21 protein-coding genes are annotated in these 22,286 nt (G+C 71.0%); 12 read left to right on the forward strand and 9 right to left on the reverse strand.

Annotation, left to right across the window (positions count from 1 at the left end; all coding sequences use genetic code 11):
• The first annotated feature begins 4 nt into the window (after positions 1 to 4).
• From EDD27_RS47530 to EDD27_RS47540, 3 genes are all read left to right on the forward strand, one after another.
• Complete coding sequence (locus tag EDD27_RS47530; RefSeq protein ID WP_127939270.1) at positions 5 to 1,042, forward strand: UDP-N-acetylmuramate dehydrogenase; 1,038 nt, start codon at positions 5 to 7, stop codon at positions 1,040 to 1,042.
• Between the two features lie 254 nt (positions 1,043 to 1,296).
• Positions 1,297 to 1,863: a TMEM165/GDT1 family protein gene (locus tag EDD27_RS47535; RefSeq protein WP_127939272.1), complete on the forward strand. Its 567-nt coding sequence runs from the start codon at positions 1,297 to 1,299 to the stop codon at positions 1,861 to 1,863.
• A 119-nt stretch (positions 1,864 to 1,982) separates the two neighbouring features.
• Positions 1,983 to 2,339 (forward strand): arsenate reductase family protein, encoded by a 357-nt coding sequence (locus EDD27_RS47540; protein WP_127939274.1) that lies wholly within the window; start codon positions 1,983 to 1,985, stop codon positions 2,337 to 2,339.
• A gap of 24 nt (positions 2,340 to 2,363) precedes the next feature.
• Here the strand turns inward: EDD27_RS47540 and EDD27_RS58180 are convergent, their stop codons facing one another.
• On the reverse strand, positions 2,364 to 5,216 hold the full coding sequence (locus EDD27_RS58180) for a helix-turn-helix transcriptional regulator (protein ID WP_277750813.1): 2,853 nt from the start codon (positions 5,214 to 5,216) through the stop codon (positions 2,364 to 2,366).
• 111 nt (positions 5,217 to 5,327) lie between these two features.
• The gene (locus EDD27_RS55115) at positions 5,328 to 5,474 is read right to left on the reverse strand and encodes a hypothetical protein (RefSeq protein ID WP_164904120.1); all 147 of its coding nucleotides are present in this window, start codon (positions 5,472 to 5,474) and stop codon (positions 5,328 to 5,330) included.
• A 191-nt stretch (positions 5,475 to 5,665) separates the two neighbouring features.
• Here EDD27_RS55115 and deoC point away from each other — a divergent pair, with 191 nt between their 5' ends.
• The 3 genes from deoC (at position 5,666) to EDD27_RS47560 (ending at position 9,071) form a co-directional block, all read left to right on the forward strand.
• Positions 5,666 to 6,595 (forward strand): deoxyribose-phosphate aldolase, encoded by a 930-nt coding sequence (gene deoC / locus EDD27_RS47550; RefSeq protein ID WP_127941432.1) that lies wholly within the window; start codon positions 5,666 to 5,668, stop codon positions 6,593 to 6,595.
• Between the two features lie 3 nt (positions 6,596 to 6,598).
• On the forward strand, positions 6,599 to 8,056 hold the full coding sequence (locus EDD27_RS47555) for an aldehyde dehydrogenase family protein (protein ID WP_127939278.1): 1,458 nt from the start codon (positions 6,599 to 6,601) through the stop codon (positions 8,054 to 8,056).
• A 169-nt stretch (positions 8,057 to 8,225) separates the two neighbouring features.
• Positions 8,226 to 9,071, forward strand: a complete 846-nt coding sequence (locus tag EDD27_RS47560) for an aldehyde dehydrogenase family protein (protein ID WP_127939280.1) — start codon at positions 8,226 to 8,228, stop codon at positions 9,069 to 9,071.
• A 15-nt stretch (positions 9,072 to 9,086) separates the two neighbouring features.
• Here the strand turns inward: EDD27_RS47560 and EDD27_RS47565 are convergent, their stop codons facing one another.
• Positions 9,087 to 10,526 carry an amidase gene (locus tag EDD27_RS47565; RefSeq protein WP_127939282.1) on the reverse strand — a complete coding sequence of 480 codons (1,440 nt, stop codon included), beginning with the start codon at positions 10,524 to 10,526 and terminating at the stop codon, positions 9,087 to 9,089.
• A gap of 52 nt (positions 10,527 to 10,578) precedes the next feature.
• On the opposite strand from EDD27_RS47565, the gene EDD27_RS47570 reads away from it, so the two are divergent.
• Complete coding sequence (locus EDD27_RS47570) at positions 10,579 to 11,754, forward strand: threonine synthase (protein WP_127939284.1); 1,176 nt, start codon at positions 10,579 to 10,581, stop codon at positions 11,752 to 11,754.
• Here the strand turns inward: EDD27_RS47570 and EDD27_RS47575 are convergent.
• From EDD27_RS47575 to EDD27_RS47585, 3 genes are read right to left on the reverse strand one after another with little or no spacing between them, the layout of a single operon-like run.
• Positions 11,751 to 12,416 (reverse strand): hypothetical protein, encoded by a 666-nt coding sequence (locus EDD27_RS47575; RefSeq protein ID WP_127939286.1) that lies wholly within the window; start codon positions 12,414 to 12,416, stop codon positions 11,751 to 11,753. The genes EDD27_RS47570 and EDD27_RS47575 overlap by 4 nt on opposite strands.
• Positions 12,413 to 14,791 (reverse strand): ATP-dependent helicase HrpB, encoded by a 2,379-nt coding sequence (gene hrpB, locus EDD27_RS47580; RefSeq protein ID WP_127939288.1) that lies wholly within the window; start codon positions 14,789 to 14,791, stop codon positions 12,413 to 12,415. The genes EDD27_RS47575 and hrpB overlap by 4 nt, the downstream gene beginning before the upstream one ends.
• Positions 14,778 to 15,101, reverse strand: coding sequence for an ArsR/SmtB family transcription factor (locus EDD27_RS47585; RefSeq protein ID WP_127939290.1), 324 nt, complete (start codon positions 15,099 to 15,101; stop codon positions 14,778 to 14,780). The genes hrpB and EDD27_RS47585 overlap by 14 nt, the downstream gene beginning before the upstream one ends.
• Positions 15,102 to 15,188: 87 nt before the next feature.
• Here EDD27_RS47585 and EDD27_RS47590 point away from each other — a divergent pair, with 87 nt between their 5' ends.
• The gene (locus EDD27_RS47590; RefSeq protein WP_164904121.1) at positions 15,189 to 16,337 is read left to right on the forward strand and encodes an MFS transporter; all 1,149 of its coding nucleotides are present in this window, start codon (positions 15,189 to 15,191) and stop codon (positions 16,335 to 16,337) included.
• A gap of 23 nt (positions 16,338 to 16,360) precedes the next feature.
• On the opposite strand, the gene EDD27_RS47595 is transcribed toward EDD27_RS47590, so the two are convergent.
• Complete coding sequence (locus EDD27_RS47595; RefSeq protein WP_127939293.1) at positions 16,361 to 16,729, reverse strand: hypothetical protein; 369 nt, start codon at positions 16,727 to 16,729, stop codon at positions 16,361 to 16,363.
• Here EDD27_RS47595 and EDD27_RS47600 point away from each other — a divergent pair.
• Both EDD27_RS47600 and EDD27_RS47605 read left to right on the forward strand, forming a co-directional pair.
• Positions 16,719 to 16,910 (forward strand): hypothetical protein, encoded by a 192-nt coding sequence (locus EDD27_RS47600; protein ID WP_127939295.1) that lies wholly within the window; start codon positions 16,719 to 16,721, stop codon positions 16,908 to 16,910. The genes EDD27_RS47595 and EDD27_RS47600 overlap by 11 nt on opposite strands.
• 80 nt (positions 16,911 to 16,990) lie before the next feature.
• Positions 16,991 to 17,704 carry a hypothetical protein gene (locus tag EDD27_RS47605; RefSeq protein WP_206641986.1) on the forward strand — a complete coding sequence of 238 codons (714 nt, stop codon included), beginning with the start codon at positions 16,991 to 16,993 and terminating at the stop codon, positions 17,702 to 17,704.
• Here EDD27_RS47605 and EDD27_RS47610 read toward each other — a convergent pair.
• Complete coding sequence (locus tag EDD27_RS47610; RefSeq protein ID WP_206641988.1) at positions 17,635 to 18,465, reverse strand: undecaprenyl-diphosphate phosphatase; 831 nt, start codon at positions 18,463 to 18,465, stop codon at positions 17,635 to 17,637. The two genes, EDD27_RS47605 and EDD27_RS47610, sit on opposite strands and share 70 nt — an antisense overlap.
• An 84-nt stretch (positions 18,466 to 18,549) precedes the next feature.
• Positions 18,550 to 19,431, reverse strand: coding sequence for a MurR/RpiR family transcriptional regulator (locus EDD27_RS47615; RefSeq protein ID WP_127939297.1), 882 nt, complete (start codon positions 19,429 to 19,431; stop codon positions 18,550 to 18,552).
• Between the two features lie 114 nt (positions 19,432 to 19,545).
• Here EDD27_RS47615 and EDD27_RS47620 point away from each other — a divergent pair, with 114 nt between their 5' ends.
• A complete protein-coding gene (locus EDD27_RS47620; RefSeq protein ID WP_241564634.1) occupies positions 19,546 to 20,679 on the forward strand; it encodes a C45 family autoproteolytic acyltransferase/hydrolase in 1,134 nt (377 codons plus the stop codon).
• Positions 20,676 to 22,283, forward strand: a complete 1,608-nt coding sequence (locus EDD27_RS47625; protein WP_127939301.1) for an ABC transporter substrate-binding protein — start codon at positions 20,676 to 20,678, stop codon at positions 22,281 to 22,283. The genes EDD27_RS47620 and EDD27_RS47625 overlap by 4 nt, the downstream gene beginning before the upstream one ends.
• Positions 22,284 to 22,286: the final 3 nt, after the last annotated feature.

The raw sequence follows: 22,286 nt of genomic DNA on the forward strand, positions 1-22,286 counted from the left end.
GCCCATGGAAATGCTCGCGCCGTACACGACGCTGCGCCTGGGCGGTCCCGCCCGCGAATTCGCCGAAGCGACCACGGCGGAGCAGCTCGTGTCCCTGATAGCCGAGGCCGACAGGACCGCGATGCCCACGCTGGTGCTGGGCGGGGGCAGCAACGTCGTCGTGTCCGACGCGGGATTCGACGGGCTCGTCATCAAGGTCGCGACCCGCGGTGTGTCCGCTACCCGTGACGGCGATGAGGTGCTGGTCACGGTCGAAGCGGGCGAGGACTGGGATCCGTTCGTGGCCCGCGCGGTGGCGGAGGGCTGGTCGGGCATCGAATGCATGTCCGGCATCCCCGGGCAAGTGGGCTCCACGCCGATCCAGAACGTCGGCGCGTACGGGCAGGAGGTCTCCCAGACCGTCCGGTGCGTGCGTGCTTACGATCGCCGCACGCGGCAGGTGGTGGATCTGGAGGCGCGGCAGTGCGGGTTCTCCTACCGGGGCAGTGCCTTCAAGCGCGATCTGGCGCGGTATGTGGTGCTGGCGGTGACGTACGCGCTGGATATTTCTGAAATGTCCGGACCTGTGGCGTACCAGGAGCTGGCCGGGCGGCTGCAGGTCGAGCTCGGCGGCCGGGTGCCGCTGGCGCAGGCTCGTGAGGCCGTCCTGGGCTTGCGGCGCGGCAAGGGCATGGTGCTCGATCCGGACGATCCTGACACGCGCAGCGTCGGCTCGTTCTTCACCAACCCGATCCTGACCGCCGAAGAGGCGGCGGAGCTGGCGACGCGGGCGCCCGACCATCCGCGGTGGGAGATGCCCGACGGGTCGCTCAAGGTGCCGGCCGCGTGGCTGATCGAGCAGGCGGGCTTTCCGAAGGGATACGAGCGCGGGCCCGTACGCATCTCCACCAAGCACACCCTCGCCCTGACCAACCCGACGTGCGCCGCCACCACCGCCGACCTGCTCGCGCTGGCGCGTGAGGTGCGGGACGGAGTGCGGGAGAAGTTCGGGGTCACGCTCGTCAACGAGCCGGTGCTCGTCGGCTGCGCCCTGGGCGAGTAACCCGACGCGACCGGACCCTTCGGGAATAGGCATCCGTTCTGGGCTGTTATGGTGAGTCGGAATTGCCGAGGGGGAGTAGTCCCAATCGTGTGATCGACATACTGGCGCGTACGCGCGCCCGGTCACGCGGGCCTTGACGGGCGGACGAGACCTTCGGCCTGGCAGTCGTATGGATCAAGACGCTGCCGGGCCGAAGTCGTGCCCGAAAACTCCCCGGGTGCCTGCTTGCGGTCCGGTTGCGCGGAAGAGGACCGTTGGAAGCGTTCTGGATCAGCCTCGCCGTCATCTTCGTGGCCGAGCTCGGTGACAAGAGCCAGCTCATGGCGATGACGTTCGCGACCCGTTTCAAGACCTGGCCCGTGCTCCTGGGCATCACGATCGCCACCACCGTCGTGCATCTGGTGAGTGTGGCCGTAGGCGGCCTCATCGGGGACGCGCTGCCGACGACCGCGATCTCGGTGGTGGCCGGGCTGGCCTTCCTCGGGTTCGCCGTGTGGACGTTGCGCGGTGACGAGCTGACCGAGGAGGAGTCGCGCAAGGCCCAGCGCACCACCAGGAACGCCCTGATCGCGGTCACCGTGGCGTTCTTCCTGAGCGAGCTGGGCGACAAGACGATGCTGGCCACGATCGCGTTGGCGACGCAGTACGGCTGGGTCGGCACCTGGATCGGCTCGACCGTCGGCATGGTCGCGGCCGACGCCCTGGCCATCCTCGTCGGCCGCCTGCTCGGCAAGCACCTCCCCGAGAAGGTCATCCGGTACGGTGCCGCCGCCGCCTTCGCCCTCTTCGGCGTGGTGCTGCTGGGCGAGGCGATCCTGTAGACGCCGGAGGCTCGTCCGGGAGCCATGCTCTTATCGTGGCCGATGTTCGTTCCCCGCTTCGCCGAGGTCCTCGGCTTCGGCACGGGCGCGAACGCTCGTGGGAGGAGATGATCGGAGACATGGAAATCTGGATCAATCCCCGCTGCTCCAAGTGCCGGTCGGCACTGTCGGTCCTGGACGCCGAGTCCGCCCAGTACACCGTGCGCCGTTACCTGGAGGATCCGCCGACCGAGGATGAGCTCCGAGAGGTCCTGGGGCGGCTGGGCCTGGAGCCGTGGGACATCACCAGGACAGGCGAGCAGGTGGCCAAGGAGCTCGGCATGGACACATGGCCTCGCGACGAGCCCGCTCGCGAGCGCTGGATCGCCGCGCTCGCCGAGCACCCGATCCTCATCCAGCGCCCGATCATCACGGCCGACGACGGGTCTGCCGTGGTCGGCCGGACCGAGGCCGCCGTGCGCTCCGTGCTGCCCTGAGAAGTTCCGTGCTGCCCTGAGAAGTTACGAGATCAGGGACAGGCGGTGGGCGGCGGCGGCCGCCTCGCCGCGGGTCGTGACGCCGAGCTTGGCCAGGATGTTCGACACATGCACGCTGACCGTCTTGGCGGAGATGAACAACTCGGCGGCGATGTCCCGGTTGGTTCTGCCCTGGGTGACCAGCCGCAGGACCTCCAGCTCGCGCGGCGTCAACAACTCCGACGACTCCTGGCCCTGCTGCGTGCCGCCCACCCGCCGCAACAGCGTCTCGATCTCCTCGACCAGCGGGGTGGCCCGCAGCGCCTGCGCCAGCGGCAGCGCCGGCTTCAGCCGCGCGGCCGCGCCCTCACGGTCGCCGGCCCGCGCGGCGGCCGCGGCGGCCCGGAACAGGGCCTTGGCCTGGTTGTGCGGGCGCTTGAGCCGCTCCCAGCCTGCGGCCGCCCCGTCGAAGTCGCCGATGTACGACAGCCGGTACGCCTCCACGACAGGACCGATCACCGACAGCTCGGCGGCCACCTCGGCGGCGTGTGCGCGGACCGCCGCGGCACGGTCGGGCTCGGTGCCCTCGGCGCCGTCGCAGACGATGCGGAGCAGGGCGAGCAGGCGCCAGCCCAGCATGGCCTTGGACGACTGCCTGGGGAGGGCGAGCACCCGTTCGGCCACGGTCAGCGCGGCGTCGGGCTCGCCCCGCAGCAGGTGCCAGCCGATGTGCAGTCGCGCGTTGCTGGTGATGTCCTGGACGAAGTCCTCGGCGCGGTCCTTGAGCACGCCGATCTCGGACAGCAGGCTCTCGACCAGTTGCATCTCGCCCCTGGCCAGGGCGATGTCGGCGCGCACCCGCAGCAGGGCGTATCGGGTGCGCAGGTGGGGGCCATGGCTGAGCGCGGCGTCGACGAGCTCGATGGACTCGTCCCAGCGGCCGATCGACTCCAGCGCCTCGGCCCAGTTGTTCATGACGAACAGGCCGCTGCCGCGGAGCCTGCCGTATTCCTTGGCGATCTTCCAGCCCTGTTCGGACAGGCGGATGGCCTCTTCCTCCCGGCCCAGGTCGATCAGCGCGTCGATGTTGTTGCCGATCGCCCGCGTGATGATGCGGCCGGAGCGCTCCTCGTGGCCGATCTCCAGCGCCTGCTCGTTGACCGCGATGGTGGACTCGAGCTCGCCGTTGAGCGAGTGGCCGAGCGCCAGGTTCATCAGCAGGTCGGCCTCGAGGCACCGGTCGCCGTGCTCCCTGGCCAGACGCAGGCCTTCGGCGACGACCTCGCTCGCCTCGGCGATCTCGCCGCGCAGCATGAGGTGGCGGCTCAGCGTGGTGAGGACCTCGGCCCGGTCGAGGCTGTCCTCAGGGACGAGCCGCAGCGCGTGCCTGAGGTCTTCGATGACCCCCATCTGGCCTTTGTTCATCTTGAACCCGGCCCGCCGCACGATCAGCTGCGCCACACGACCTGGCTCGCGGGTCTCGTCCAGCTGGGACAGGGCGGCCTTGACGAACTTCATGCCCTTGTCGACCTCGCCGCCGGCGTTCGCGGCCTCAGCGGCCCGTTCCAGCACGGCGGTGTGGTCGGCGCCGATGCGCTCGGCCGCGTCGGGCACCCGGTCCCAGAGCATGAGCACGCGTTCGAGCAGCGGCACGGCCTCGGTGTAGGCGAACGCCTTGAACGACTTGCGCGCCGCCTCCCACGCCGAGATCAGCGCCCAGAGGTCGTTGCGGGCGCCGTACCAATGGTGTGCCAGCTCGACGGGGGCGCGTCCGGGCGGGACGAGCGTGCGGTCCTTGGAGATCTCCTCGGCGAACCTGGCGTGCAGGCGCTGGTGCTCGCCCGGCAGCAGCTCGTCGTGGACGGCCTCGCGGATCAGGGAGTGCCTGAAGACGTACGCGCGGCTGTCGGCGACCTGCAGGACGTTGCCCGCGATGGCCGGGCGCAGCGCGCTCTCCAGCTCGACGTCGGACAGGCCGCTCACGGCGGCCAGCAGCGCGTGGCCGACCCGGATGCCGCCGGCCGCGGCGATGCGCAGCACGCGCTGGGTCTCCTCGGGCAGGCGCTCGACGGAGCCGAGGATGAGGTCCTGCATGGAATCGGGGAACGAGCAGTCCACGCCGCACTCCAGCAGGGCCTCGACGAACAGCGGGATGCCTTCGCTGCGTTCGTAGACGTTCCGGACGCTGCCGTATTCGGGGACCTTGCCGAGGATCCCGGTCATCTGCTGGGCGACCTCGTCGCGCGACAGGCGGGGCAGGTCGAGCCGGTGGACGCCGTGCACCCGGCCGAGCTCGGCCAGCACGGGCCTGAGCGGATGCTGGCGGTGCAGGTCGTCGGAGCGGTAGGTCATGACCATCAGCACCTGCGGGATGTGCAGGTTGCGGCTGAGGAAGGCGATGAGGTCGCGGCTGGACCGATCGGCCCAGTGGATGTCCTCGATGACGAGGATCGTGGGGCGGCTGTCGGCCAGGCGTTCCAGCAGCGTGAGAAACTGCTCGAAGAGCCGCGCGCGGCCGGTGTCGGTCTCGCCGTCGCCGATGGGCTCGCCGAACTCGGGCAACAGGCGGGCGAGGTCGCGCTGGGCGCCTTCAGGGAGTAACCCGGCGACGGTGGCCGGGCCCTGTTCCCTGACGAGTTGCCGCAGCGCCGCCGTGAACGGCGCGTAGGCCAGGCCCTCGGTGGACAGCTCCACGCAACCGCCGAACAGCACGTGCGCGCCGTCGGCGGCGCAACGTTCGGTGAAGCGCTGCACGAGCCGGGTCTTGCCGACGCCGGCCTCGCCCCCTAGCAGGACCGCTGTCACTTTGCCTTTTCTGGCCTCGTCGAAGCTTTCGGCGAGAGCCTCCAGCTCCTGCTCCCGCCCGACGAAGACGGGACTGACAGAACGTCCCCGCATGTCATCCAGCATGTCATGCCTCACTGATTGCTTTCGACGAATTTAGGGGGCTCTACGGGGGCATGGAGGCCCGGCCACGAGGGAGGTTGTGGCCGGGCTCTCGTGGGGTGCTCATGAGGAACGGCGCTTGCCGAAGAGCGAGCGGCGCTCGGACTTGTTGGCCCGCTCCGCGTCGCGTACCCGCCGGTGCTCGGCCGCGGCCTTGCGCAGCTCGCTCGCGTGGTTCTTCATGAGCTCGTACTCGATTTCGGGATTCATCACTCATATCTCCTTGTTCGTGCTGACACCTTTAAGAGTGCGCCTAAGGCCAGGTACGCCACATTGGGCGGATGCCTTATCTCTGGGCGTCAGTCGAGGTCGGCATACCTAGGACCCCCGCGCACGGCGGCCTAAGGGGGTCCGGTTTGGAGGAGGAGGCCCTGGTCGGCGATGCTGTGTTGGTGTCAACTCTGACGACTTCGCTCGCGGACGTCGCCGCGTCCGGCGCGACGCTACGGGCATTCCTGCACGGCCTGCCCGGCGTCGACCGGGTCGGCGCGGACCAGCGGGCGGCCATGCTCGGCACCCGATCGATCAAGACCACCGCCAAGGCCAAGGCCATCGACCTCGCCATTTCCATGGTCGACCTGACCACCCTCGAAGGCGCGGACACCGCAGGCAAGGTGCGCGCGATGTGCACGAAGGCCGTGCGCCCCGGCGGCGACGCCCCCAAGGTGGCGGCCGTCTGCGTTTATCCCGACCTGGTCGCCGTGGCCGCCGAGGCCGTGCGCGGGTCGGGGGTGAAGGTGGCCTCCGTGGCGACCGCGTTCCCCAGTGGGCGCTCCTCGCTGGAGGTCAAGGTGACCGACACGGCACTGGCCGTCGCGGCGGGCGCCGACGAGGTCGACATGGTGATCGACCGCGGCGCGTTCCTGTCCGGCGACTACATGAAGGTCTTCGAGGAGATCGTCGCGGTCAAGGCCGCGTGTGGTGAGGCGCACCTGAAGGTGATCCTGGAGACCGGCGAGCTGGCGACCTACGACAATGTGCGGCGGGCCTCCTGGCTGGCGATGCTGGCGGGCGCCGACTTCATCAAGACCTCGACCGGCAAGGTCTCCCCGGCCGCGACGCTGCCGGTGACGCTGATCATGTTGGAGGCCGTGCGGGACTTCCGTGACGCGACGGGACGGCAGGTGGGCGTCAAGCCGGCCGGCGGCATCCGCACGACCAAGGACGCGATCAAAAACCTGGTGCTGGTCAACGAGACCGCGGGGGACGACTGGCTGACGCCCGAATGGTTCAGGCTCGGCGCCTCCTCGCTGCTCAACGACCTGCTGATGCAGCGTCAGAAGCTGGCCACCGGCCGTTACGCCGGCCCCGACTACTTCACCCTGGACTAGCCGATGGCGATCTTCGAGTACGCACCCGCCCCCGAGTCCACCGACGTCGTCGACATCAAACCGTCGTACGGGCTGTTCATCAACGGCGAATTCGTCGACGGCTCGGGTCCCACGTTCAAGACGATCAACCCGGCGACCGAGGAGTCGCTGGCCGAGATCTCCACCGCCACGTCCGACGACGTGGACCGGGCCGTGCAGGCCGCACGCAAGGCGTTCGGCGTCTGGAGCGCGCTGCCCGGCGCCGAGCGGGCGAAATACCTGTTCCGCATCGCGCGCATCATCCAGGAGCGGGCCCGCGAGCTGGCCGTGCTGGAGTCGCTGGACAACGGCAAGCCGATCCGCGAGTCCCGCGACGTGGACCTGCCGCTGGTGGCGGCGCACTTCTTCTACTACGCCGGCTGGGCCGACAAGCTGGAATACGCCGGGTTCGGGACCAAGCCGCTGGGCGTGGCCGGGCAGGTCATCCCGTGGAACTTCCCCCTGCTCATGCTGGCCTGGAAGATCGCGCCCGCGCTGGCCTGCGGTAACACGGTCGTGCTCAAGCCGGCCGAGACCACGCCGCTGACCGCGTTGTGGTTCGCCGACATCTGCCGGCAGGCCGACCTGCCGCCGGGCGTGGTCAACATCGTGACCGGCGCGGGCGAGACCGGCGCGGCCGTGGTCGCGCACCCCGACGTCAACAAGGTGGCCTTCACCGGCTCCACCGAGGTCGGCCGGATCATCGCGCGCACCGTGGCGGGCACCGACAAGAAGCTGACGCTGGAGCTGGGCGGCAAGGCGGCGAACATCGTGTTCGAGGACGCCGCCATCGACCAGGCCGTCGAGGGCATCGTCAACGGCATCTTCTTCAACCAGGGGCACGTGTGCTGCGCGGGCTCCCGGCTGCTGGTGCAGGAGTCGATCCAGGACGAGCTCCTGGCCTCGCTCAAGCGCAGGCTCGCCACGCTGCGGGTCGGCGACCCGCTGGACAAGAACACCGACGTCGGCGCGATCAACTCCGCCGACCAGCTGGCCAAGATCCGGGAGCTGTCCGAGATCGGCGAGTCGGAGGGGGCGCTTCGCTGGTCGCCGGCGTGCGAGCTGCCCGAGCGCGGCTTCTGGTTCCCGCCGACGATCTTCACCGGGGTCGCGCAGTCGCACACGATCGCCAGGGACGAGATCTTCGGCCCGGTGCTCTCCGTGCTGACCTTCCGCACCCCGGCCGAGGCCGTCGAGAAGGCCAACAACACCCCCTACGGGCTGTCCGCGGGCATCTGGACCGAGAAGGGCTCGCGCATCCTGTGGATGGCCGACAAGCTCCGGGCCGGTGTGGTCTGGGCCAACACGTTCAACAAGTTCGACCCCGCCTCTCCCTTCGGCGGTTACAAGGAGTCCGGGTACGGCCGCGAGGGCGGGTTGCTCGGGTTGGAGGCCTACCTCGATGTGAGAGCATCGGCTGCTCGGCTTGGAGGCCTGTCTTGACGTGTGAGCATCGCCGCTTCGGGCGCAGGAAACGGCGTGCGCAGGCGACCCGAGGCCACGCTTTCGCACGGGCCGGCCGTCCGGTGCGCACCGGCTGGTACGCCCACCGCTGCGGCGTGAGCCGGTGCGGCCAGGTCTTCGTTCCCGTCCAGACCTCGCAGGAGGGCCGATGAGCCGGCTGACCGTCAGAAAGACCTACAAGCTGTACATCGGCGGGGCGTTCCCGCGCTCTGAGAGTGGGAGGTCCTACCCCGTGACCTCGCCCAAGGGCGAATTCCTCGCCAACGCCTCGCAGGCCTCGCGCAAGGACGCCCGCGACGCCGTCGTGGCCGCGCGCAAGGCGTTCCCCGGCTGGTCGGGGGCGACCCCGTACAACCGGGGGCAGATCCTCTACCGGGTCGCCGAGATGCTGGAGGGGCGGCGCGCCCAGTTCGCCGAGGAGCTCGGCGGCGGCAAGCGGGCGGCCCTGGAGGCGGTGGACGCGGCGGTGGACCGGCTGGTCTGGTACGCGGGGTGGTCCGACAAGATCGCCTCGGTGCACGGGGCGGCCAACCCGGTCGCCGGTCCCTACTTCAACCTGTCCTCACCCGAGCCGACCGGGGTGGTCGCGATCGTCGCGCCCGCCGATCCGCTGCTCGGACTGGTGTCGGTGGTCGCGCCGGTGATCGTCACCGGCAACACCTGTGTGGTCGTGGCCTCCGAGCCGTCGCCGCTGGCCTCGATCACCCTGGCCGAGGTGCTGGCCACCTCCGACCTGCCCGGCGGCGTCGTCAACGTCCTCACCGGGCGGCAGGCCGAGCTCGCGCCCTGGCTGGCGTCCCACATGGACGTCAACGGGCTCGACCTGACCGGGGTGACGGACGCCGACCTGGCGCTGCGCTGCGAGCAGGCGGCGGCGGAGAACCTCAAGCGGGTCCTGCGCCCCGCCCAGGAGGACTGGACGGCCGACCCGGGGATCCGGCGGATGACACGGTTCCTGGAGACCAAGACCGTCTGGCACCCGGTGGGGATCTGAGCCAGGCTCTAGGCCTCAGTGATAGCCACGCGGCCGCACCGGCGGATGAGCGGACTGGAGCTGGGCGGTCAGGCCGAGCAGGTGCGGCTCGCCGCCGGGCGGCGCGATGAGCTGCACGCCGATCGGCAGGCCGCTGGAGTGCGTGGCGATGGGCACGGTGATCGCGGGCCAGCCGCACATGTTCCACGCGCCTGTGGCGGGGGCGAACCGCACGTTCGCCAGCACGTTGCGGAGGAGCCCGCGATCCCCCCAGCGGTCCGCCTTGGGCGGGACGGTGCCCAGCGCGGGCGTGACCAGCACGTCGGCGTCGCCGAACCACTGATCGGCCCCGTAGGCGCTCCAACGCTCGCGCCCGCGTACGCCGTCCAGCTTCAGCCTGGCCAGCACCCTCCCCGCGCGGGCCAGCGCCCGGGTGCGCCGCTCCACGGTGTGCCTGTCCATGTCGGCCACCGATGCGGCGGCCTGGCTGAGCCAGGTGGCGATCGCCGCGGGACCCAGCCAGGCAGGCAGCCGGTGGCCATGCTCGACCACCGTGTGCCCGGCCACCCGCAACGTCTCCGCCGCCGCGCGCACCGCCGCCCGGTACTCCTTGTCCATGGGCAGGCCGATCGGCAGCGGCTGCGGCGCGTACGCCACCCGCAGGTCGAACGGCTCCGGGCTGTCCGGCGGCGGCTGCGGCTCCCACACCTCGTCGTCGTCCGCCCAGACCGAGCGCAACATGGGCGGGCGCGGATCCACCCGCCGCCCACCGCGCCACGCCTCGGCCAGCGACGGGTCGGCGGCCAGCACGGACAGCGCCAGCGCCAGGTCGGACGCCGTCGTGGCCAGCGGGCCGTTCTCCGTCAGGCGGTTCCAGTCGTTGGACGGCGGGGGCACCACGTCGGCGCCCGGCTTGATGGCCAGCACGCCGCAGGCCGCCCCCGGGATGCGCAGCGAGCCCATGCCGTCGTTGCCCAGCGCGAGTGGCACCATGCCCGCCGCCACGGCCGCGGCGCTCCCCGAGGACGAGCCGCCGGGCGTGCGCGTCCGGTCCCAGGGGTTGCGCACGATGCCGTACGCGCTGTCGCCGAACGCCACGAGCCCCAGCTCGGGGAGGTTGGTCAGACCGACGACCACCGCGCCCGCCGCACGCAGCCGGGCGACCGCCGGGTGGTCCGCCGCCGCGGGCACGTCCGCGGTGGCGGCGGAGCCGCCGCGGGTGGCCTCGCCCGCCACCTCCAGGTTGTCCTTCACCGCCACGGGAACGCCCGCCAGCGGCAACTCCGCCAGGTCGGGACGTTTCTGCACAGCCTGCGCCTCCTCCACGGCCTGCTCCCTGACCAGCCGGAACGCTCCCACCTCGGGGTCCCGCTCGGAGATGACGTGAAGGTGCTCCTCGACGACCGTCGTGGCCGAGACATCGCCGTGCCGGACGGCCGTCGCGATCTCGATGGCGGTCCTGCCTGCCCACAACATGACTAGAGTGTGCAGCTTTTCGCACCTGGTGGCGAGAGTAGGGTGACAACACGTGAACAGCACATCGCTCGCCACCGGCCAACGTTCCCTCGGAGCTCCATCGATCGAGTTCCCGCTGTTCCCGCCGCTGACGCGGGGCTGCCCGAAGACGAGCACCGACGAGATCGCCTATCCGCTGGAGGTCGTGTACGACTACGCGCGGGTGGACAGGCGCCTGTTCGACCAGGAGCCCGGGACCGACATCGCGCGCTGGTCGCCGCTGCTGCCGCCGCTGCACGTCCCCACGTTGGGGGAGGGCGGGACGCCGCTGGTCGAGTTCGACGGGATCTATCTCAAGGACGAGTCGCGGAATCCGACCTGGTCGCACAAGGACCGGCTCAACCGGGTCACGGTCAGCGCCGCCGTTGCCGCAGGCGCGCCAGGCGTGGTCGTGGCCTCCTCCGGCAACCACGGGGCCTCGGCCGCCGCCTACGCCGCACGGGCCGGGCTACGCGCGATCGTGCTGACCTCGGCCGGTTCGCCGCCGGCCGTGCAGGCGTTCGCCCGCGCGTACGGGGCCCGCGTCGTCTCCGTGCCCGTCGAGGCCCGGTGGCCGTTGTTGCGGGAGGTCGTGGACCGGCTCGGATACCACCCGGTCAGCAATCAAACGGTCACTCACACCGGGCACCCGTTCGGGCCCGAAGGCTACAAGACGATCGCGTACGAGATGTTCCTGCAGCTCGGCCGGGTTCCCGCGGCGGTCTTCGCGCCCACCGGCTACGCCGAGCTGCTCTACGGCGTGTGGAAGGGCTTCACGGAGCTGCGGCTGCTGGGGCTGGCCGACGCCACGCCCCGGATGTTCTCCTGCGAGACGGCGGCGGGCGGGCCGCACGCCCGGGCGATCGCCACCGGCGCGCCGGCCGCGGTCGTCGAATTGGGCCACAGCGACGCGTACGGCATCGCGGGACCGGTCGGCGGGCACCGGGGCGTGCTGGCCGTGCGGGACAGCGGCGGCGAGGCGGTGCTGGTGACGGACGACGAGATGCGGCAGGCACAGCGGGACCTGGCGCGGCAAGGCATGTGGCAGGAGTTGTCCGGGGCGGCCGGGCTGGCCGGATACCGGCGGCTGCGGCGCGACTTCGACGGCCCGGTCGTCTGCATCGCCACGTCCAGCGGCTTCAAGGACATGGGGGTCGGCACGGAGACGTTTCCCCTGCTGGAGAACCCGACCTTGGAGGATCTGATCTAGCGCTTCAGCCAGACGCGGAGCGGGCCGGCCGTGGTGAAGCCGTGTTTCACGGCGTCTTCCGTGTCGATCTCGTAGCCGACCAGCGGGCGGCCGGGGAAGAGCCGTGCCGCCATGGTGATGGTGCCTGCCCAGGTCGAGCCCATGTCGGTGCCGTACACGTTGGAGACGCCGACGACGTGCTCGCGCGGGGTGAGGACGGCGCCGCAGACGATGTCGCCCCCGAGCCGGCCGCACAGCACCGTCGCCCCGTCGAGCAACCCCGGCAGGAAGAGCCCCGTCGTCTCGCCCGCGAAGCTCGCCTGCTCCCAGTCGCGCAACGTGGCCGCGTCCCCGACCACCTCCCAGGTGATCGCGGTGGTCGCCGGCGTGCTCGCCGGGGCCGGGTGGTGGATCCACTGGGCCTCGAAGAGCACGTCGAAACCCGGCAGGTCGAGGGTGGCGAAGCTGTCCTTGACCGAGGCGCCCGGAGCCGCGTCGATGCGGCCGAGTACGTCGGCGGCCGTGGCGTCGGGGGACAGGGTGACGGCGTCGGGGTAGAAGGGCGGGGTCCTGGCGGGATTGGTCCAGGCGCGTTCGGTGAACGTGCCTGACAGGCCGTGCGCGCGGCACATGGTGTCGCACCACTCGGCGTTGTCGCGGGCGGCCAGCGCGATGATCGTCATCGGCGGGTCCGGTGCGTGGGGACGGCGGTCAGGGGATCCTCCGGCCAGGGGTGTTTGGGGTAGCGGCCGCGGAGCTCGGCACGTACGGAACGGTAGCCGTCCCGCCAGAACGACGCCAGGTCCGCGGTGACCGCCACAGGCCGGCCCGCGGGGGACAGCAGGTGCACCAGCACCGGCACGCCCGCGATCTCCGGTGTCTCCTGCCAGCCGAACAGCTCCTGCAACTTGACCGCCAGCACCGGTTGCTCGCCCGAGTAGTCGATCTTGACGTGGGAGCCGCTGGGCACGTGGATGCGCTCGGGGGCGGCCTTCTCCAGGCGTTCGCTCCATGGGATCAGGCGTTTGAGCGCTTGGGCCACGTCGAGGCGTTCCAGGTCGGCGCGGTGGCGGGCCCTCGACAGCTCGGGTTCCAGCCACTGGTCGGCCAGGTCGATGAGCGCGTCCATCGAGGGCCACGGGGCGCCGATCGCGCGGTGGCAGAAGGCCAGGCGGTCCCTGAGGTCTTTGGCCTGTTTCGTCCAGGTCAGGACTTCTTCGGTGCGGAGGCCGTACAGGATGGCCTCGCGGACGTCGGCGTCCTTGAGCGGGGTCGAGGACAGCTCGATGGCGCCCATACGCTCGACCCGGCGGGCGGAGACGTCGCCGCGCCGCTCGCCCGGCGGGACCCGCCACTCGACCTCGTCTTCCGTCGTGGTGGGGTGCGCCAGCCTGGCGATGTCCTCGTCGATCGCGACCGCCTGCCTGATGCGTGCCGACGCCGACCCCGTCGGGCGGTCGGCGACCGCGATGGCCAGCCACTCGGCGGTCTGCAGCCGGGAGCCCTCGGGGATCTGGGCCCGCGTGCCGGACGCCATGAGATATCCGCCGCCCCGCCGCCGCGCCACCCGCTCCGGGAACGCCAGCGCCACGGCCATCCCGGCCAGCACGTCCTGCTCGATTTCTGCACCGGCCGGGCCGGCCGCTCTCCGGAGACGCTGGGCCTCCTGGCGCCAGCGTGCGGCGAAGCCGGATCCGCCGCGGCGGGCCGTGCGCCAGACCTCCACGAGGTCGTCGCCCGCGTCGCGCGGCAACTGCTCGGACAGCAGGGCCACCACGTCGGCGGCACGCGGGCCCAGATCCAGCAGCGCCCTGGCCAGGCGTGGGTGCACGCCGGCGAGCGCCATCCGCCGCCCGCGGTCCGTCGCCCGGGAGTCCGGCCCGAGAGCACCGAGCTCCGCCAAGGTGCGGGTGGCGGCGGCCATCGCGGCCGGTGGGGGCGGGTCCAGGAGCGCCAGGCCGGAGGCATCGGTGTCACCCCAGCAGGCCGCCTGCAACGCGAACCCGGTCAGGTCCGCGAGCACGATCTCGGGACGCGGATGGTCGGCCAGGCGCTCGTGATCGGCGGCGGTCCAGCACCGGTACACCGTCCCAGGGGCCTCCCGGCCCGCGCGGCCCGCCCGCTGGGCCGCGGCCGCCTTGGAGACTCTGACCGTGGTGAGCGACCCCAGCCCCCGGGCATGGTCCGTACGCGGCTCGCGCGCCAGCCCGGAATCCACGACCACCCGGACGCCGGGAACGGTCAAGCTCGACTCGGCGACGGACGTGGCCAGGACCACCCGGCGCGCCGGCCCCGCCGACAGGACGGCGTCCTGGACGTGGGCCGGCGCCTGGCCGTGCACCTGCAGGATCTCCGGGACATCGGAGAGCGCCGCCGCGACCCTGGCGATCTCGCCCACGCCCGGGAGGAAACACAGCACGTCGCCGTCGCCTTCGGCCAGGGCGCGGCGGACCACGGAGGCCACGTGGGACAGCAGCGCGGGGTCCACGCGCAGACCGTGGGGCGGGGCGACCGGGCGCGGGGGCGGGGCCCATACCGTCTCGACGGGGTAGGCGGCCCCGGTGGCCGTCACCACGGGGCCACTCACCAGGCGGGACCACGGCCCGGCGTCGGCGGTGGCGGAGGTCGCGATGAGACGCAGGTCGGGGCGGAGCGTGTCGCGCACGTCCAGCAGGAACGCCAGCGCCGTGTCCGCGTCCAGGTGCCGCTCGTGGCACTCGTCCAGCATGACCACGTCCACTCCGGCCAGCTCCTGGTCCCGCTGGAGGCGCTGGAGCAGCACGCCGGTCGTGACCACCTCGACCATGGGGTTCGCGCCGGTGTGGCGCTCGCCGCGGATCGTGTAGCTGACGCCCATCCGCCGGGCCGCCGCGCGCACCGCCAGCCGGCGGGGCTCGGCCACCAGCACCCGCATCCCCGCCTCGGCCAGCGCCAGCGGCGCCACCGTCGTCTTGCCCGTGCCGGGCGGGGCCGTCAGGACGGCGGTGCCGTGCCGCTCGAGCACGGCGAGCAGCTCGGGCAGGACGTGGTGGATGGGCAGCGGGTCAGGGGCGGGCATGAGGTGTGGTCGCGGCGAGGATCGAGTCGAGCAGACCGGGGAAACGGGTCTCCAGGTCGTCGCGGCGCAGGCTCATGAACTTGAGCCTGCCTTCCTGCTTGGTGAGCACCACGCCTGCCTCGCGAAGCGTCCTGTAGTGGTGTGAGGCGGTCGACTTGTGCACCCCGAGGTCGTCGCCGGCGACGGTGCAGTTCAACTCGCCGGCCACGGACAGCCGGGCGACGATCTCCAGCCGGACCGGGTCGGCAAGCGCCCGCAGGACCTCGGTGAGCTCGATGTCCTCGGTGGCGGGATGCGGCAGCAGGCGCATGGAAGAAACCCTACCTCGGTCTTATGGTTTGACAACAATCAAACTATAGGACAGTTTGATGGGCATCCAACATCCGCTGGAGGCTTCATGAGTGCGCGGCTCTTCCCGCTTGCTGTCGGAAATTTCGCAATCGGTACGGGCATGTTCGTGACCGCCGGGCTCTTGCCGCCCATCTCGGCAGATCTGGCGATCTCCCCGTCGGCGGCCGGGCAGTTGATGACGGTCTTCGCGCTGGCGTACGCGGTGTTGTCGCCGCTGCTCGCCGCCCTGACCGCCCGCCTGCCGCGTAAGCGGTTGTTGCTTCTGGCCATCGGTGTCTTCGTGCTGGGCAACGTGCTGACCGCGCTCGCGCCGACGTACGCGCTCGTCCTGGCCACACGGGTGATCGCCGCCATCGGGGCGGCCATGTTCACGCCGACCGCGTCGGGCGTGGCGAACGCGCTGACCGCCCCGGAGCGCCGGGGGCGGGCGCTGGCGCTGGTCATCGGCGGGATGAGTGTCTCGTCGGCGATCGGGGTGCCGCTCGGCACCTGGCTCGGCACGGCCACGAGCTGGCGGGCCACGATCTGGCTGGTGGTGGGGCTCGGGGTGATCGGACTCGTCTGGGTGGCGGCCGTGGTGCCCGAGCTCAAGATCCCGGCGTCGGGGCGGCTCAAGGAGCGCTTCACGCCGCTCGGTGACCGGCGGGTGCTGGCGGTGCTGGCCACTCAGCTGTTGCTGTTCGCGGCGGGGTTCACCGCGTACACCTACATCGGGTCGCTGTTCGACCTGCCGCTCCCCGCGGTGTTGTGGGCGTGGGGGCTCGGCGGCGTCATCGGCAACCAGCTCGGCGGGCGCCTCACCGACACGTACGGCCCGCGCAGGATGATCATTCTGGGCCTGGCCGCCTCCACCGTGTTCCTGGCCCTCATCCCCGTCGCGAACCTCGCTCTGCCGATCGCGCTCGTCTGGGCGTTCCTGTGGGGTGCGCTCGGCTGGCTCGTGGTGCCCGCCCAGCAGTTCAGGACCGTCGCAGCGGTGCCCGGCAACGTGCCGGTCGGGCTGGGGCTGCTGTCGTCCGCGCAGTACCTCGGGCTGTTCGTGGCCGGGCTCGCCGGCGGCGCGGCGCTCGACTGGTACGGCCGCGCCGGCGTGATCGTGCTCGCCACCGCGTTCGGGCTGGTGACGCTGCTGTTCACGATGGCCACCTACCGCAAGGCGCCGATCGTCTCCAGGGAGAGCGCGGCCGTCGGATAACGCTGGAGGCCTGGACCGGTGTCCTACCGGTCCAGCAGGCGCTGGATGTCCTCCAGGAGTTTCGCGTCGGCGGCAAGGTGTGCCTCGGCGTTCTCGAACAGGACGTCGGCCAGCGGCGACAACCCCGCCTTCGCCTCCCGCCCGGCGGCGATCTCCGCCCGCCGTCCCTCCAGTGCCCGGGACGAGGCCGCCACCAGCTCCCGTGCTTCGCCCGATTCCAGCAACGCGTGCCAGCGCAGCGCCAGCGCGAAGTCGGACCTCGTCGCGTGCGGGGGCGCGGCCAGCGCCTTGCGCGGCAGGTCCTGTAGCCTGCGCCGGCTCTTGGGCGTGATGGCGTACACGCGGCGCTGCCGGTCCCCGGTGATGGGCCGCACCTCGACGATGGACGTCACGCGCGACGGCGACAGGCTGATGGTGGAGGTGCACGGGCTGGTCAGGACCGAGCTGCGGCCTATGTCGCAGACCCGCTTCTTCGCCAGGATGAAGGGCGAGGTGGAGCTGGACTTCCTGCCGAACGGCGAGGTCGCCCTCACCTGGGCGGGCCACGACGTCACCGCCCGCCGCGCCGCCTGATCTTCTCCGTCTGACAGGGGACGAGCCGTCCTCCAGCAGGCGGACGACCGCGGGCAGGCTCCCCGCCTACCGTCGGCGCCATGGTGAACAACCAGGTGACATTCCGCCGCGTCACGGCAGGCGTCCTGCTGATCGTGGCCCCGCTGCTCCAGGCCATCGCCGTCGCCGTCGACCCGGGCACCTGGGGCGACGACCGGGAGGCGGTCAGCTTCGGCGACAACCCCGCGCTCGCCCAGATCCAGTCGGTCCTCTACCACTGGAGCTGGATGCTCATGGCCGTGGCCGTACTCGGCCTGCTGCATCTCACCAGGCGCCGGCTCATGCTGCTCAGCCACGTGCTGGGCGGCCTGACCATCATCGGCTACCTCTCCCTGTCGGCTCTGCTGATGATGGATCCCGTGGAGTGGTGGCTGGGCCGCCGCTACCCGCCCGAGCAGGCGCAGAAGCCCATGGACGAGATCGTCGACCTGCCCGGGGTGATCTTCGGGTTCCAGATGCCGTGGATGTTCTTCGGGCTCCTCGGCCTGCCGCTGCTGACCGTGCTCGTCTGGCGGACCGGGTTCACGGGCTGGTGGGTGCCGCTCGTCGTGGCCGCCGGCTACCTCGGCTCCTTCGCGGTCCCGTACGGCCCCGCGACCGTGCCCTTCTGGGCCGCCCCCGTCGTGGCCCTCGGCTGGATCGGGGTGAAGATCCTCAGGATGGGCGACGAGGCGTGGGCGGCGTACTACCCCTGCGGCGGGATCCAGCCGGCGGAGACCGCCAATATCACGAAGAATCCGAGCACGATCCGGTAGATCACGAAGCCCGTGAAGCGGTGGGTGCTGATGTACCGCAGGAACCAGGCCACCGCCAGGTAGCCGACGATGAACGAGATGATCGTGGCGATGATGGTCGGCCCCCACGCGGGCGCCGGCCCGTTGCCGATCTCGCTGAGCTCGTACAGGCCCGACGCCAGGACGGCCGGGATGGCCAGCAGGAACGAGTATTTGGCCGCGTCCTCGCGGCGGTAGTCGAGCAGCAGGCCCGCGGTGGTGGTGCCGCCGGAGCGGGAGACGCCGGGGATCAGCGCGAGGGCCTGCGCGAAGCCGTACACGATGGCGTGGGTGAAGCTGAGGTGCTTCTCCAGCGTGAGCTTGTTGCGGGCGGTCCGGTCGGCGAACCACAGGATGAGGGCGAAGACGATCAGCGTGGTGCCCACCAGGCGCAGGTCGCGGAAGACGGTCTCGATCTGGTCCTTCAGCACCAGGCCGAGCACGCCGATGGGGAGCGTGCCGACGATGACGTACCACCCCATGCGGGCGGCCCAGTGGCTGCGCAGGTCCTTGTTCCACAACGACCTCGTCCAGGTGGAGATGATCTCCCAGAGCTCCTTGCGGAAGTAGATGATCACGGCCGTCTCGGTGCCGATCTGGATGACGGCCGTGAACGCCGCCCCGGGGTCCTGCCAGCCGGCGAAAGCGGAGACCACCCGGATGTGGGCGCTGGAGGAGATCGGCAAGAACTCCGTGAGCCCTTGGATCAACCCCAGAATCACCGCTTCGAACCAGCCGATCACGACGACACCTTTCAGGAACACATGAGTGACGAGGGTGAGGCTAGCGGAAAGTGGGAACCCGGGAGCCGCCTGAAGCGCGTCGAGCTAGCGGATGCGGGGGCCGAGCAGGTGCTCGCGTAGGGCGTTGAGCTGGTGCGAGTGCTCGACCGAGCGGGACTCGTCGAGCGAGTCGAGCGCCAGCAGCAGGGCGTCGGCCACGATGATGCCGGTCAGCGGCTCGGCCGTGATGCCCGTGGGCGTGTGCGGGGCCGCGAGGACGGCCTCGACGCGCTCGGCGAACTCACCGCCGAGCTCGTCGGAGATCAGCACGGTGCTCGCGCCCACCGCGTGGGCCCGGTCGATGAGCACGGTGATCTCCTTCAGCCGGCGGCCGGGCTGGAAGATGACCAGCACCTCGCCGTGGCCCAGCCAGAGCAGGTCGTCGGCCAGGGCGAAGCCCGTCGCCGCGGTGGCGCGTACGCGGTGGCCGCGCCGGCCCAGCTTGAGCGCCAGGTGGCGGGCGGCCGGCTCCGAGGCGCCGGTGCCGAACACGAGCGCCGCGGGCGCGTTGACCAGCAGCTCGACCGCCTTCTTGAAAGCCTCGGCGTCGAGCAGGCGCCGGCAGTGGTCGATGCGCTCGCGTGCCTCGTCGAAGACCCGCTCCCAGATGCCCGACAGGTCCTGCCCGACGTGGCTGATGCGCTGCCTGAGCCGCACGTCCGGGGCCACCGCCGAGGTGAACTCGGCGGCCAGCGCCCGCTTCAGCCCCGGCAGCCCGCCGAAGCCGAGCCGCTGCATGGTGCGGACCACGGTGGCGTTGCTGGTGCCCGTCGCGTTGCCCAGCTCCTGCGCGCTGGCGAAGAGGATCTGCTCGGGCGAGGCGGAGATCAAGTAGTGGCACACGGCCCGCTCGGCAGGCGAGAGCTCTTCCCACAGCTGCCGGACCATGGCCCTGAGCTGCTCGATCGGGCTATGTGAATTTTCCATTACGATCCTTGACTCTCTTGTAGCGCTCGTTACTCTTCTTGGAAACGACCGCTACAAGACTCGCCGCCTCCTGAAATGAACGTTACAGGGTCGCGGCCGGTCCAAGGAGCACCATTGAGCCTCACATCCCTGCCTCTCGTCGAGATCTCCGGAGGCCCGCGCGAGCGCGGGCGCCAATACGGTGAGCAGGCCCGCGACCGCGTCCAGCGTGCTCTGGCCTACTACGCCGAGGCGTTCGCGTTCTCCAGCGGTCTGACGTGGGAGCAGGTCGTGGGGCGGGCGGCCCGCTGGGTGGAGCCGAGCAAGGCGTTCGCGCCCGAGCTGGTCGAGGAGATGGAGGGCATCGCCGAGGGAGCGGGTGTCGGCTTCCTCGACGTTCTGGCGCTCAACGCCCGCGGCGAGATCATCTATGACACCACCTTCAGCTCCATGGAGCCGGACGGGTGCACGTCGTTCGCGCTGTTGGGGGAGGCGTCCGGCGACGGCCACGTCTACGCGGGGCAAAACTGGGACTGGCGGCACGGCGTCTCGGACACGCTGATGGTGCTGAGGGTCGTGCAGCCGGGCCGGCCGACGGTGATCATGCATGTGGAGGCGGGCCAGGTCGGGCGGCAGGGGGCCAACTCGGCAGGCATCGCGCTCAACGCCAACGGGCTCGGCGGCCGCTTCGACGACTCGGTGGGCGTGCCGCAGACGCTCATCAGGCGCAGGGTGCTCGACAGCGACAACCTCAACGCCGCGCTGGAGGCGCTGACCAAGTCCCGGGCCCACATCGCCAGCAACGCGCTCGTCACCCACCGCGAGGGGTTCGCGATCGACCTGGAGACCACGCCGGGCGCGGTCGGCTGGATGTACCCGTCCAACGGGCTGCTCGTCCACGGCAACCACTACCAGGCGTTCGTGCCACCGCAACTGGCCGCGACCTACCGCCCGAGCTCCGCCGACTCCCTGTTCCGCGTCCCGCGAGCGGAGGGCGGCCTGCGGCTCGTACGCGAGGCGTCCGGCACCGACGAGGCCCGTAAGCGGATCAGGGCCGCGATGTCCGACCACCTGGGTCATCCCGAGTCCCTCTGCACCCACCCCGACCCCACCCAGCCCGCCGTCAAGCGGTGGGCGACCCTGCTGTCGAGCTGCGTCGACCTCACCACGGGCGACTACTTGATCGCGGCCGGCACGCCCTGCGACCACGAATACGAGCGCGTGCCGTGGAACCTCTACGACGGCCCCCATGGAGAAGTGACCCCGTGAAGAAGACACTCGCCCTCGCCGGGCTGATCGCGCTCACCGCGGCGTGCGGCGGCCCCGCCGCCACCACCAAAGCACCCGACCCGGCCAAGCTCACCCTCGTCGACCGCACGGCCAAGGCCGCCGGCCCGCTCGACAGCGCTGTCTGGCTGCTCGACGAGGAGCCCGGCACGCTCGACCTCGACTCGGACGGCGGCACCAACAACCGCACGGTCATGGCCAACGTGTGCGAGCGCCTCATGCAGACCCAGCCCGACATGACGGTCAAGCCATGGCTGGCCGAGAAGGCCGAGCAGCCCGACCCCAAGACCATGGTGCTCACGTTGCGCCAGGACGCCACGTTCCACGACGGCTCCCCGGTGACGGCCGACGACGTGGTGTGGAGCCTCAAGCGGCACGCCGGCGAGGGCATGGACGAGTCCGACGAGTTCGAGGACGTCGAGTCCGTCGGCAAGACCGGCGACCACCAGGTCACGATCGCCTTCAAGAAACCCAACGCGCTGTTCGTGCAGGCCCTCGCGGGCGGCGCGGGCATCGTGCTCAACAAGGAGGTCGTGGAGAAGCTGGGCAAGGACTACGGCACTCCGGGGCACGAGGACGGCTGCAGCGGGCCCTACCAGGTGAAGGAGTGGGCCTCGGGCAGCCAGATCACGATCGAGCGCTACGACGCCTACTGGAACAAAGAGGTCAAGCCGCTCACCAAGAGCATCGCGTTCAAGTGGGCCGACGACACGGCGCTCGTCAACAGCCTGGCCACGGGCGCGGCGCAGGGCGCATACCTGTCGGACACAGGACCGGCCGTCGCGCTGCAGGCCAACCAGGCGGTCAGCGTCGCCTACGGCGCGACCACGAAGGTGTTCGTGCTGCTGCCGACCGACCGGGGCGTGCTGAAGGACCCGAAGATCCGGCGGGCGCTGTCGCTGGCCGTGGACCGGGCGGGCATCGCCAAGTCCGGGTTCGCCGGGCTGGCCCGGCCGTGGAAGGTGCCGGTCGGGGCCGGGGCGTGGTCGTACGAGAAGGAGGCGTTCCAGACGGCCTACGACCAGCTCCAGGGCGCGCCCGAGTCGCCGCAGCTCGAGGAGGCCAAGAAGCTCGTGCAGGAGGCCGGCTCGCCGAAAGAGCCGATCATCGTGGCGACCAACGGCGAGCAGGCCCGAACGGTGATCGCCAACGCGGTGGTCGACGCGGCCAAGAAGATCGGGCTGTCGGCCGAGATCAAGACCGTCCCCGCGAGCGAGTTCGGCAGCTTCTACACGGACAAGTCGATGCGGGCCCAGGTCGACCTCGTGCCCGACGACTGGTACATCACCAAGGCCGACCCCATCGGCTTCTACGACAACGGCCTGACCGGCTCGTCCAACAACTGGGTCGGCTACAGCTCGCCCGCCTACGACGAGCTCGTGGCCAAGGCGCTGGAGACCACCGACGACGCGGCCCGCGCCAAGCACGTCATCGAGCTGCAGCGCATGTTCACCGCCGACATGGTGTGGATCTCGCTGGTCGAGGTGCCCAACGCGGTCGTGCTCGGCAGCAAGGTGACGGGCCCGCCCGCCTCCCAGGTGCACATGGGCTACCCGTGGGCGGTCGACCTCGGGGCCAAGGGCTGACCT

Source organism: Nonomuraea polychroma (assembly GCF_004011505.1).
GTDB lineage: Bacteria > Actinomycetota > Actinomycetes > Streptosporangiales > Streptosporangiaceae > Nonomuraea > Nonomuraea polychroma.